Annotated in this window: 9 protein-coding genes and 1 tRNA gene; 3 read left to right on the forward strand and 7 right to left on the reverse strand. The window is 55.4% G+C overall.

The annotated features are described in order from the left end of the window. The 7 genes from IGS61_RS05535 to acs form a co-directional block, all read right to left on the reverse strand. Window positions 1-2529, reverse strand: a complete 2529-nt coding sequence (locus tag IGS61_RS05535; RefSeq protein WP_230538692.1) for an ATP-binding protein — start codon at window positions 2527-2529, stop codon at window positions 1-3. A gap of 428 nt (window positions 2530-2957) precedes the next feature. Next, a complete protein-coding gene (locus IGS61_RS05540; protein ID WP_034760447.1) occupies window positions 2958-3158 on the reverse strand; it encodes a helix-turn-helix transcriptional regulator in 201 nt (66 codons plus the stop codon). Window positions 3159-3294: 136 nt separating this feature from the next. Next, window positions 3295-4161: a phage integrase N-terminal domain-containing protein gene (locus IGS61_RS05545; protein WP_230538693.1), complete on the reverse strand. Its 867-nt coding sequence runs from the start codon at window positions 4159-4161 to the stop codon at window positions 3295-3297. 1001 nt (window positions 4162-5162) lie between these two features. After that, window positions 5163-5807: a DUF4102 domain-containing protein gene (locus tag IGS61_RS05550; RefSeq protein ID WP_230538694.1), complete on the reverse strand. Its 645-nt coding sequence runs from the start codon at window positions 5805-5807 to the stop codon at window positions 5163-5165. After that, entirely contained in the window at window positions 5800-7110 is a 1311-nt protein-coding gene (locus IGS61_RS05555) for a tyrosine-type recombinase/integrase (protein ID WP_230538695.1), read from the reverse strand. The genes IGS61_RS05550 and IGS61_RS05555 overlap by 8 nt, the downstream gene beginning before the upstream one ends. A gap of 231 nt (window positions 7111-7341) precedes the next feature. Next, window positions 7342-7432, reverse strand: a tRNA-Ser gene (locus IGS61_RS05560). Between the two features lie 184 nt (window positions 7433-7616). Beyond that, window positions 7617-9623 carry an acetate--CoA ligase gene (gene acs, locus IGS61_RS05565; RefSeq protein ID WP_230538696.1) on the reverse strand — a complete coding sequence of 669 codons (2007 nt, stop codon included), beginning with the start codon at window positions 9621-9623 and terminating at the stop codon, window positions 7617-7619. A 294-nt stretch (window positions 9624-9917) separates the two neighbouring features. On the opposite strand from acs, the gene IGS61_RS05570 reads away from it, so the two are divergent. The 3 genes from IGS61_RS05570 (at window position 9918) to murI (ending at window position 13154) form a co-directional block, all read left to right on the forward strand. Further along, window positions 9918-10532: a YqhA family protein gene (locus IGS61_RS05570; RefSeq protein ID WP_070218187.1), complete on the forward strand. Its 615-nt coding sequence runs from the start codon at window positions 9918-9920 to the stop codon at window positions 10530-10532. Between the two features lie 167 nt (window positions 10533-10699). Further along, window positions 10700-12241: a fumarate hydratase gene (locus IGS61_RS05575; protein ID WP_086144995.1), complete on the forward strand. Its 1542-nt coding sequence runs from the start codon at window positions 10700-10702 to the stop codon at window positions 12239-12241. Window positions 12242-12308: 67 nt separating this feature from the next. Further along, the gene (gene murI / locus IGS61_RS05580) at window positions 12309-13154 is read left to right on the forward strand and encodes a glutamate racemase (RefSeq protein WP_230538697.1); all 846 of its coding nucleotides are present in this window, start codon (window positions 12309-12311) and stop codon (window positions 13152-13154) included. Window positions 13155-13167: the final 13 nt, after the last annotated feature.

A 13167-nucleotide genomic window follows, 5' to 3' on the forward strand; every position in this document is an offset into this window, starting at 1 on the left:
CTACATCTCCAAAATAATCGAGAATCCTGAATTTGGCATCAATTTTGCACTACCCGAATACTCTTCAACTGTTTTTTCAATCAACCACATTCCTAAACCCGTGCCAATTTCCTCACCTAGGTTATTCTTTTTTGTTGTGAAAGTTGGTTTAAAAATATCGGATGGCTCAATTATGTCATTCGATAGACCTGGGCCAGTATCTGTGTACGTAAACGCTATTTTTCCACTTCTAGATACTGCATTTATTTCAATATTTCTATTTCCGGAAAATCCTGCACGTTTAAAAGCGTCTGCTGAGTTTATAATTAAATTATTGAATATACAATCTAGGTCGATTTCGTATGCTCGAATTGACAAATTTTGCGAAGCAACATTTACATTTATAACGATTTGCCGATCTAATAAAGTGCTTTGCCACTCATCACGTAGGTTTTCGAGGTAGTTTGCTACGTTCAGCGTGACGCGTTTTCTTTTATCCTTACGAATAGTTCGCAATGAGTACTTAATCCAGTTCTTCACTTTTTCATCATCTCGGCGAAGCATTCCAATTCGATAATATGGGTTCTTGAAATTTTGCACGTCCTTGCGCTCTTGCTGAGCCATATCTACATAAGAGCGAAAAATCGTCTCCAATTGGTCGAACCTGTTGCCAAGTTTCGCGTTCAAACCATCCAACTCATGCGTGAAAGACGCGATCGTAATACCACTCGATGCAAATACTCGAAGTAATGAATTTTCCTTCTTCATATCCTCCAATCTGTCACCTGTCTCACGGGCGCGCGCTTTTTCCTTGAGTAATGCCAGCGCAAGCTTAGTTGAGTCGTCTACTACTGGTTTGGGGTCTTTCTTAACGTCGTCAAAGATTTTCAGCGCAAGCTTTTCAGCGTCCTCTTCGTGTCTTTCGCTTAATTCTTCATCAGTTGGGGCACTTTTCTTCTCGCTGTGCGCCGTGTAAATTTCCTTGTATATACCGCTCCGGTCTTGCTCAAACTCCTTGACCATAGCAGCCACTAGCAATTTAAATAAAGTAAAAGCCCGGTTTTCCTGAATGCCTTCTCGACTTGATTTATCCTCCAGCCCGAGATTACTTATTCTGGAAATATTGATTACACCAGAAATATTATTCGGAGTTACCTTCCAACGGCCAGAACGCAGCGCGGATGGATCCTCCGCTTGGCGGCGACCTAAGCCTAACCAATCCCATGCAGCTTTTCCAATTTCTCCGTAGGGGCGTACGCGAAAATTATCCCGAAATATTCTAATTCCGTTATTATTGTCTAGCCACTTCTTTCGATTAGCACTATCAAATGATCTGTGAAGATAAATTTCTGAATCTTTTTTATCAGTAGTCCGCTTCAAAAAATAAAGGGTGAAACGAAATGCGCCTATTATTTTATGTGCTTCTGAGTCAACTTCACTTAGGCCAGGCAGTAGTTCGTAGAAAGTTTTACGATACAATACTGGCGCCCCGGTTAACCCATCAAATGAATGACGACTTCCTGAAAAAAACTTACGTTTTAAAATTTCAGATCCAATTCTCAATGGATCCAATTCTTTTCTTATCAACTCAAAATCCACGTTTCCGTGTTCATCCATATCTGCGGATATTTTATAGTCGAAGTCATCGCATATGTTAGGAAGTACTTCCCCAAAATCTGATTCATAACGATTACTATAAACATATACTTTAAAATCACCTGCCTCTGCGGGCGGAATTAATGATTCCAACTCCTGATAAATTTGTTGTATGTCTCGCTGTTTCCATGCATCTCTAACTCGCGTCACCTTTATATGACTACCACTCTTCGTGGAAAATTTGAGAGCCGATAGAGAAAAATTTTTCTTAGTAAGATCCTGAAAATTCTTTTCAAGTTTCTCAGCTGAAATTCCAAGCCGGGCACTTACTCCGTCAATGGTTGCTCCAAGTTTGTCAAAATCTCCCCAGCTAACTTTCCAAAGTAAAGTCTGATCTGATTCGCTTGTTTTCGTGAGTAAATCACACTCCTCACCTAACCGGTCTAGCGCGAACCGCCCAATTCCTTTAGCGCCAGACTTAACTCGGCCAGTTGTACTCGAAATGAAATCCAAATTCTTACTGTCGGTGCCGATAGTCATCCAAGACTTCTCGATAATTTCTTCAGTCATCCCGACGCCATCGTCCATAATATAAATACTAACTTTTTCGAGCAGATTCTTTTCAATAAGATTCCTTTGGCTCGCATCGTATTTCTGATTATAGATATCTGGATCAAAGAGATGCTCCGAACTATCCGGTTTGTACATGAAGCAATCATCAAGACTCGGCATCTTTTCCTTAGCTAAAAACTCTATAAACTCCTTAAATTCTGCGGGCGTTAATATCTTGGGAATTTCTGAATATTTGTCGTCGAAGAACACTATGCAGTTCTTTGCATCCGCGTCATAGCTGTTCTTAACTAGCTCGATAAGAGCTCCTTCTGCGGAGGAAACGTTTTCCCGACCGATAAGGCGGGCTGTTCGCGCTGAAACATTAAATGGAATATTCTTCATTTTTTAGGTTTTCTGGTCTCTGGCGAAATTCGAATGCCGAGATGCGGCATGAGCTTGAACAACGTCAAATCGTTGCAAAGTTATCAGTATTGCACTTAAAACTGTGATTGACAGCAGTTTTTCTTTTTTTGCGAGTGGCGTACAAGATACAACGTAGAGGTTAATAAAACAATGATGGTGTTAATTTTTCGCTTTCCGCACGGCCATCATAGCAACTTGCGCGGAGCCAGGCTCAAGTCCGCCATTCGGACACAGACTGATGCATTGGACGCCGTAAAAGCATGCTCAGTCGATACCTAATTAGAACCACGAACGCGCGGGGCTGCCGCGCAGCGGCAGCAGTTGGACGATTCGGAGAGGGCCGGTAGGCCCACCCCGTGACGTCTTACGAGGTGGGGTGCTCCTATCCAGCCACTATTAACTCCCACTCAAGCGACTCCACGCCTAGCGTCAATACAGCGCTGCTGCCATTGGGCGATTTCCTCAGCGTCCCAAGCGATGGACTTCGGGCCGATGGGAATTGGTGCTGGCAACACGCCTGCCTTCACCTTGCGCCAGATTGTGGCGCGGGACCAGCCGGTGGCCTCGATTACCGCAGGCAAGCGGAGGAATTTTTTAGTCGTGGTCATAAGATTCTCCTTCGATTGATGAACTGCAAACAATGGAGAGTCATGCCGACTCTCCGCGATCATTCCGGCAGCGCCAGGACTGTCCCCCTTACATATCTTCAGCTCCATACGCTGCGGCCCTGATACATGGGGACGGTTATCTCCCCAAATAGATGGAAGTGACCTGTTCACGACCATGCCCCATCTCCACCGAAATCTTCATTCGCGCAGCTTGATCTGCGAGTTTTTGTGAAGCATCCAGCTGCCTCGATGTCGCGCCGCCACAGGCTGGGCTAGGTCGGCCAGCTAACTCGGCATAGCGCCGCTGCGCGTACTCGTGGCGCAGTCCATGCACGCCATGGATGCCAGCCTTATCGCACTGCGCCCGAAAGCGGTTCAACTGGTCCCGATACCGCAACTGCGCGGGAATCAGGCTGCCGTTGCCCGCCAGTGCCTTGGCCGCTTCCAGCACGGCGCGCTGCTGCATGGTGGCAATCGGCACCTCACGATACTTTCCGCCTTTGGTCCAGCTATCCTTCAGCCGCAGAATGCTCCCGCCGTCGGCCCATCCCGGCTTGATCTTGATGCTTTCCTCGCGCCGCAAACCAAACGCCGCCTGCAACTGCAGGGACATGCGCGTATAGGGATCGTTCACGCGGGCCAGCGTGTCGGCGTCCAGCACCTTCGCCTTCGAGACGTTGGTGACAAACACCCGCTCCGCGATGCCGTATTCGCCGTTGGTGCGCGCAATGATGTTTTCCTTGCCGATCTTCTCGGCCCACCAGCGCAGGGCGCTCATGCGATTCTTGATCGTTCCGGTACTGACGCCATCCTGCTTCCACTTGTCGAGCAGCGCCGCCACATGCTTCGGTTTCAGACTGTCCACGCTCATATGCTGGAAGCCCCGTTCCGCCAGGTCGTTGGCGCACAGGTTTAATAAGCGTTCGCGGTCGGCCTGCGTCGCAAAACTGCCATCCCGGTTGCGGTGACACAGTTGCTTGAGCTGGTAGTTCAAGTCGCGCATGGCAAAGTCATCCCTTCGATCTTTGGTTTTCACATCGATGTTGCGTGGTGTAAGCCTGTCAGGTAAGTGTTTCTGGCCACCCTCACTGCCTCGGCAGAAAAGGTTGAATCAAGGGCCTCGGGACACCACTCCCGTGTATGCGGTTGCTGTTAATGCCTGCCCGCGCCGCATGCGCGTGTGGCACCGCTGCGCGCTCCCGGAGGAAGCCGCCGCAGCGGGGACCAATCACCCAGGGTCCATGGAGTGCACATCGTGCACGGATCAACTTCTATTAATCAGCCCGTAGCGGGCAAAGGACATCGCAGGGCTTGCCTGCGATGGGGGCCGCCTGGCCCCGTCACTGAACAACATCACGCGGTGGAATTCCGCTTGCCGCCTGGGCCTATGCCGTCGGCGGCGCGTCGTCACTGGCAGCACGCTGCCAGTAACGACGCGCGCACGCAGCCATGGCATGCGACGGCATATACGCCAGCATCGCACTCGCGGTGACGATACTGGCGGCTCTAAGGCACATGCGCTGGCGGCGGCCGCGATGGCATCGCATCGCTGGCATTTCTGCTGACGGTGCGGCTCGCGGCAAAGCCATGCTGTGCTTCATAGGGTGCGCTACCTCGCGGAGTATGCGAACCAATCGGGGCAGGAGTCTTGCTCCTGTTTGAAGAAGCGCCCACCGGGCGCAATCATCCAGGCAATCCGTCTTGCGGATTGTGGGATATGAAAACGCTGAAGGCAGCGCTTTATCGTGCCGAGATGTGCATACTTCTGCATGGCCCGGCGATATATATCTATAGCAGAAACTGCTAGGTATCATGGTGGCGGGTGACGACCGCAACGCCTATGCCGCTAAGCATAGGGACATGCTCGATGCATGCCCTCGTGGGAGCGATTCCCACATAAGAGAACTTCATTCTATGCCTGATATCGACGTTTGCAAGCGGTTCGTTTCGTCAAGTGCGCTTTTCGTAGTACACAGAATTGCGACCGGACAAAGGCTCCGATAGCTACTGCATGTTGTCGCCCTGGCGCCGTACCCGCCTCCTTGACTCCTTCATCGCACTAACCAATTGGTCCATGCTCATACCGTTACGTAAATAGCTGGCAGCGAGCGCCGTCGCGACACCCTCCAGGTGTCGGGAAACGACCTGCAAACCGTCCTGTTCAATTTGCCGAATGGCTGCTTGCTGGATACTATCCTGTGCTTCACTGATGGAAATGCGCTCCCGCTCCAATGCAGGAAATAAGGCGGTTTCGAGGTGACGGATAGCGAGCAGGGTCGCCCGCAGAACACTGGTCTGCACATGGCCCCACTCCGGCTCATCAAATATTTCGTCGATTGCAATAGGCTTTGGCAGTGGATGCAATTTTTCTCGATTGAATTCTGTGCCCGGGTCCTGCTTCCGCTCCAGCATCTGATGCGCTGCAAGCCTGTGTTCGCGGGCTTTGGCGATGGAGACTTCGGGATACCGGCCAAAAGTCAGAACGCTTTCACCACCGCCTTGCTGGCGATACTTCATGCGCCAGACCTTGCTGCCGCTGGGCTGCACTTCAATGTACAGACCAGCCCCATCGGATAGTTTATATAATTTTTCCTTCGGAGCAGCTTGCTTGATAAGCGCATCCGTGAGGCGCAATACATACTTAGACATGGTGCCCTCCTGTTCCGCCATCCCGGCTGAATTCGCCGCTAACCAGCGTTAATCTGGGCGTCTGCGGCGGCGCTCCCTTGCCGTGGACGGCATCGATGTAGTCGGCCCAATCCTGCATCATCTTGCGCCGTTCCGCCAGGAACTGCGCCCGGTCATAGGCACTGGCCACCTTGTCCTTCGGTGCATGTGCCAGCTGCCGGTCCACGACTTCATGCCGGTAGCCCAGGCGCTCCTTGATGGTGCTCATGGCCAGCGCCCGGAAGCCATGGCCGGTCATCTTGCCCTTGTATCCCATGCGCCCAAGCGCCACCAGTATCGTGTTATTGCTGATCGGCTTTTCGTGGTCGCGCTGATTCGGGAACAGATACTTGCTGCGGCCCGTGATCGCGTGCAGTTCGCGCAGCAGCTCCAGCGCCTGGCGCGACAGGCAGACGTGATGGTTGGTCATATCCGGATTGACGGTCAGCTTGCCGCGCTTCATGCGCTGCCATGGAATGATCCACTCGCCGCGCTCCAAGTCGATTTCACTCCAGGGCGTCTCGATCAACTCGCTGGTACGCACAAAGCACAGCAGCATCAGCCGCAGCGCAATGCGGGTCGGCGCAAACATGCGTGCTTCGTTGCGGTCCAGAATGGCCAGAAACTGCGGTAGTTCGTCAGCGCTGATGGCGGCGAAGTGTCCGGCCCGGACGGTCTTCAACACATCCTTCATATCGGTGACCAGATTGCGCTCTGTGAATCCGCATTGAATCGCGTAGCTGAAAATTGACGCACATAGCGCTCTCAGGCGATGGGCGACTTCACTTGCGCCACGCTCCTCGATCTTGCGCAGTGCGGCGATCAGATCGCGGTGCTTTATCTCATCGATCGGCATGCGGCCGATGGCTGGGAAGATGTCCGCTTGCAGGCGCTGGATGGTGTTCTTGGCGGTGCGTTCGCTCCACGTCGGCACCTTGTTGCCGTGCCACTCGCGCGCGATTTTTTCAAAGGTGTTGGACGCCTTATCCTTTGCCAGACGTTTGGCGTCGTCGCGATGCTTGGCGGGGTCGATTCCTTGCAGTAGCAGGCGGCGTGTCGCCAGGCGCTTTTCTCGTGCGTCCTGCAAGGTGATTTCCGGGTAAGGACCGAACGTCAGCGTATTCTCTTTGCCGTTGGCCTGCCGGAACTTGAACCGCCAGATGCGGGAGCCGGTTGGCGCGACGACGAGGTACATGCCGTCACCATCGAATATTTTGTATGGCCGCTCGCGTGGCTTGGCGTTGCGGATGAGTAAATCTGTCAACGGAGCAATGATCTTTGGCATGGCAAACCTCCTGCGCGGCATGCTGTAAAGATCAATATAGTCGTTTTTTTGATTTTTTGGGGCAAGCGGCAATGGCTGAGTACGAGAAGCCCCCAAACTTGCGCCCACTTGAGGTGGATATCCTGGGACGCTGTGCAACGTCCAGAAACGAAAAAACCGCTTAGAATCAAGGCTCTAAGCGGTTTTTGAGGGACTTCCTGAGACGTCCTGATCTTACTTAATTGCTATCCGTGGCGGAGAGAGGGGGATTCGAACCCCCGATAGGCTATGAACCTATACACGCTTTCCAGGCGTGCGACTTCAACCACTCATCCACCTCTCCTGCAGGCAATGCGTCTACTTGCTCGCATTGCGTACTATTTCTCGCTTGTCGCGAAGCCGCAGATTATAGCAAAGATTCTACGGACTGCCAAAGTTATTTACCGTGGGGTAAAAGTTAAAGCTGGCAACGACAAGCAGCAGCCCAACAGAGGCCGTGGTCGGCCACCGCAGGGACCGACCTTTCATTACGACGCTTCCTTCAACTGATCCAGAATCGCCGGGTTTTCCAGGGTCGACACGTCTTGCGTGATCGTCTCGCCCTTGGCCAGCACGCGCAGCAGGCGGCGCATGATTTTGCCGGAGCGGGTTTTCGGCAGGTTGTCGCCGAAACGGATTTCCTTCGGCTTCGCAATCGGGCCGATTTCCTTGCCGACCCAGTTGCGCAGCTCCAGGGCCAGCTTCTTCGCTTCTTCGCCCGTCGGACGCGCCTGCTTGAGCACCACGAAGGCGCAGATCGATTCGCCTGTCGTGTCGTCCGGACGGCCCACCACGGCCGCTTCGGCCACCAGCGGGTTGGCCACCAGGGCCGATTCGATTTCCATCGTGCCCATGCGGTGGCCCGACACGTTCAAGACGTCATCGATGCGGCCCGTGATGGTGAAGTAGCCCGTTTCCTTGTTGCGGATGGCGCCGTCGCCTGCCAGGTACATCTTGCCGCCCAGTTCTTCCGGGAAATAACTGGACTTGAAACGCTCGGGGTTGTTCCAGATCGTGCGGATCATCGATGGCCATGGGCGTTTTACCACCAGGATACCGCCCTGGCCGTTCGGCACGTCCTGGCCCGCCTCGTCGACGATGGCGGCCATGATGCCCGGCAATGGCAGGGTGCAGGAACCGGGCACCATCGGCGTGGCGCCCGGCAGCGGGGTGATCATGTGGCCGCCCGTCTCCGTTTGCCAGAAAGTATCGACGATAGGGCATTTCTCGCCGCCGATGTGCTTGTAGTACCACATCCACGCTTCTGGATTGATCGGCTCGCCGACCGTGCCCAGCAGGCGCAAGCTCGTCAGGTCGTAATTGCTTGGATGGACTTTCGGGTCCACGTCGGCCGCCTTGATCAGCGAACGGATGGCCGTTGGCGCCGTGTAGAAGATGCTGACGTTGTGTTTTTTGATGGTTTCCCAGAAACGGCCCGCGTTCGGGTAGGTCGGGATGCCTTCGAACACCACTTGCGTGGCGCCCACGGCCATCGGGCCATACGCGATGTAGCTGTGGCCCGTCACCCAGCCGATGTCGGCCGTGCACCAGAACACGTCGTCCGGCTTGATGTCGAAACTCCACTTCATCGTCAGCGCGGCCCACAGCAGGTAGCCGCCGCTCGAATGCTGCACGCCCTTCGGCGTGCCGGTGGAACCCGAGGTGTACAGGATAAACAATGGATGCTCAGCATCGACCCATTCCGGTTCGCATTGCGCGCTCTGGCCTTCGACCAGGTCGTGCAGCCAGGTGTCGCGGCCGGCCACCATCGGCAGGTCGCTGCCCGTGCGTTGATACACGATGACGTTTTTCACGCAATCGCAGCCGCCCAGCGCCAGCGCTTCGTCGACGATGGATTTCAATGGCAGCTTTTTGCCGCCGCGCAATTGCTCGTCGCCCGTGATGACGGCCACGGCGCCCGCGTCAATGATGCGTTCCTGCAAGGATTTTGCGGAAAAGCCGCCGAACACGACGGAATGGGTGGCGCCGATGCGCGCGCACGCTTGCATGGCGGCAACGCCTTCGACGGACATCGACATATAGATGATGACGCGGTCGCCCTTGGCGATGCCCTTGGATTTCAGGCCGTTGGCGAACTTGCAGACCTTTTCGTGCAGCTCTTTATATGTTGCCTTGGTAACGGTGCCGTCATCCGCTTCGAAGATGATGGCTGTCTTGTCGCCCAGGCCATTTTCGATGTTGCGGTCCAGGCAGTTATACGACACGTTCAGCTGGCCGTCTTCGAACCATTTGTAGAACGGGGCGTTGTCATCGTTCAGGGTGCGGGTGAACGGCTTTTTCCAGCTCAGGTTCTCGCGCGCCAGCTTGGCCCAGAAGCCTTCGTAGTCGCGTTCGGCATCGGCCACCATGGCGCGATAGGCGTCCATGCCGGAAATCGTTGCCTGTGCGGCAAACGCAGCCGACGGTTCAAATACGCGCGACTCTTCCGGTCCCTGCTGCTCAGTGCCCTGCCCTTGGTTCTCTATAGCGGCCATGCTAGTCTCCAGTGTAGTAATTGTTTGCTAACACAATATTCCTGCTGTCTTACGGACGCCTTACAGTCGGCGTTTTCCTCGATCCATTCTAACCATAATCGCCACAGGCGACGGGCGTCAAGGGTGCGCCGCCCAGCATTCTGGATGGAAAAACTGATAACACGCCAACTACTTGATGCCACTTTGCGTTTCATCAAGGCCAAGAATCCAGATCGAGGGCATGCGCAGTGATCAGCAGCAAGTGTAAAATGTCGGGCATACCAAAAATTGGTATTTACCCCCAGGAAACTCCAGATGATCGACCATTCACAAAAACCCAAACATAGCAAACTGCATCCCCTGTCCGCCTTCATCTTCATGTCGCGCTGGCTGCAGCTGCCGCTGTACCTGGGTTTGATCCTTGCCCAATGCGTCTACGTATTTCACTTCTGGGTGGAACTGTCGGACCTGATCGGCGCCGTGTTCGGCAATGATGCGGCCCTGCAGCACGTCTTGACGGCCGTGGCCGTACCGGGCGGCGCCCTGCCGACCAAGCTCAATGAAGCGACCATCATGCTAGTGGTCTTGGGCTTAATCGATGTGGTCATGATTTCGAATCTGTTGATCATGGTCATCATCGGCGGCTACGAAACGTTCGTCTCGCGCATGCACCTCGACGACCATCCGGACCAGCCGGAATGGCTGTCGCATGTGAATGCGTCCGTGCTGAAGACGAAGCTGGCGATGGCCATCATCGGCATCTCGTCCATCCACCTGTTGAAAACCTTCATCAACGCCAACTCGTACAAGATCGAAGTGATCATCGCGCAAACGGTGATCCACATGGTCTTCATCCTGTCGGCGATGGCGATTGCGTACACGGACCGCATCATGACGGTTACCCAGAACCAAGCCAGGGCGCCCCACTAAGGAGCATCCATAAAAAAGTCCATGGCGTTGTTGCCTTGCCTAGTCGTACATTCGTACTGCCTTCGGCAAGGCGCCTAGCCCTGAACATTTTTCTGGCGCTCCTATACTGATTAGCAAACAGCAAACAGCATCAAAGTCTTACCCTTCTTATCCACCGCGAGAACACCATGACTGTCATAAAGCAAGAAGACCTGATCGAATCCGTCGCCGCAGCGTTGCAGTACATTAGCTACTACCACCCTGCTGATTACATCGAGCACCTGGCGCGCGCCTACGCGGCCGAGCAAAGCCCGGCGGCAAAGGATGCGATCGCGCAAATCCTGACCAACTCGCGCATGTGCGCGGAAGGCAAGCGTCCTATCTGCCAGGACACGGGTATCGTCAACGTCTTCCTGAAAATCGGCATGGGCGTGCGCTTCGAAGGTTTCAGCGGCACCGTCACCGACGCCGTCAATGAAGGCGTGCGCCGCGCGTACAACTTCGACGACAACAAGCTGCGCGCCTCCATCGTGGCCGACCCGCATTTCGACCGCAAGAACACCAAGGACAACACGCCAGCCGTCGTGCACATGGAACTGGTCGAAGGCAATACCGTCGACGTGAAGGTCGCGGCCAAGGGCGGCGGTTCGGAAAACAAATCGAAGATGATCATGATGAACCCGTCCGATTCGCTGGTCGACTGGGTCATGAAAACCGTGCCGACCATGGGCGCCGGCTGGTGCCCGCCAGGCATGCTGGGCATCGGCATCGGCGGCACGGCCGAAAAGGCCATGCTGATGGCAAAAGAGGTGTTGATGGAAGACATCGACATGTTTGAGCTGAAACAACGCGGCCCGCAGAATAAACTGGAAGAATTGCGTATCGAGCTGTGCGACAAGATCAACTCGCTGGGCATCGGTGCACAAGGCCTGGGCGGCCTGACGACCGTGCTCGACGTGAAAATCATGATGCACCCGACGCACGCCGCGTCGAAGCCGGTCGCCATGATCCCGAACTGCGCCGCCACGCGCCACGGCCACTTCGTGCTCGACGGCTCCGGTCCTGCCTACATGACGCCGCCATCGCTGTCGTCGTGGCCGGAAGTGCACTGGACGCCGGACACGGAAAAATCCAAGCGCGTCGACCTGAATACCCTGACGAAAGAAGAAGTCGCTTCGTGGACGCCGGGCCAGACCTTGCTGTTGAACGGCAAGATGCTGACGGGCCGCGACGCCGCGCATAAACGCATCCAGGACATGCTGGCCAAGGGCGAGGAATTGCCGGTCGACTTCAAAAACCGCGTGATTTACTACGTCGGCCCGGTCGACCCGGTGCGCGACGAAGCCGTCGGCCCGGCCGGTCCGACGACGGCCACGCGCATGGACAAGTTCACCGACATGATGCTGGAAAAGACGGGCCTGATCGCCATGATCGGCAAGGCCGAACGTGGCCCGGTCGCCATCGAATCGATCCAGAAGCACCAGTCGGCTTACCTGATGGCCGTGGGCGGCGCCGCCTACCTGGTGTCGAAAGCCATCAAGCACGCCAAGGTGCTGGGCTTTGCCGACATGGGCATGGAAGCGATCTACGAATTCGACGTCGTCGACATGCCGGTCACGGTGGCCGTCGATGCGAAGGGTACGTCGGTGCACAACACGGGCCCGAAAGAATGGCAGGCGAAGATCGAGCAACTCAATAGCGTCAGCAAGATTCCCGTGACGGTCGCTTAAACAAGCTCTACCATAGACGCCGCGCGGCAACATAAGCGCGGCGTTTTTTTATCTACTCCGGTTCCCCATGACTTCTATTGCAAGCAATGCCCACCCAGACGCGCCCATCGGCATTTTCGACTCTGGCGTGGGCGGCCTGTCCGTGCTGCGCCATATCCGCGCGCAGCTGCCGCAGGAAGATTTGATTTACTTTGCCGATTCCGCCTACGCGCCGTATGGCGACAAGACGGAACAGCAAGTGGTCGACCGTTCGCTGGCGATCACCGCCTTTCTATTGCAGCAAGGCGCGAAAGCACTGGTGGTGGCGTGCAACACGGCCACCATCGCCGCCATCAAGGCGCTGCGCGCGCGCTACCCCGACCTGCCCATCGTCGGCGTCGAACCGGGCCTGAAACCGGCGGCAAGCATCAGCCGCAACAGCAAGATCGCCGTGCTGGCGACGGAACGCGCCTTGCGCGGCGACAAGTTGCTGGCCCTGCGCGAGCAGGTGAGCGCCGCCACGGGCGCCACGTTCATCTTGCAGCCCTGCATAGGTCTGGCCGACCGCATCGAGCAATGCGAGCTGGGCCACGACCCGCTGGACGCCACCAGCGCCATGCTGGAGCGCTATATCGCCCCGATGCTGGAACAGGGCGTCGACACCCTTGTGCTCGGCTGCACGCACTACCCGTTCGTGCAGGACGCCATCGAACGCACGGTGCGCGCGCATACGCAGGAAACGATCACCTTGGTGGACACGGGCGAAGCCGTGGCGCGCCAACTGGCCCGCCTGCTCGATGCGGCCAGCTTGCGCCGCATCAATAACGATGCGCCGCAACTGCAGGGCTACACGACGGCCAAGGTCGAATCCCTGGCGCAAGCCTTCTCCGGTTTGCTGGACTTGCAGCCGCCCGTCGCACACCTGTCCGTGTGAACGGTGCGAGCAA

Origin of the sequence: Janthinobacterium sp. FW305-129 (genome assembly GCF_020858115.1) — a bacterium.
In the GTDB taxonomy this organism is placed as follows: Bacteria; Pseudomonadota; Gammaproteobacteria; order Burkholderiales; family Burkholderiaceae_D; genus Janthinobacterium.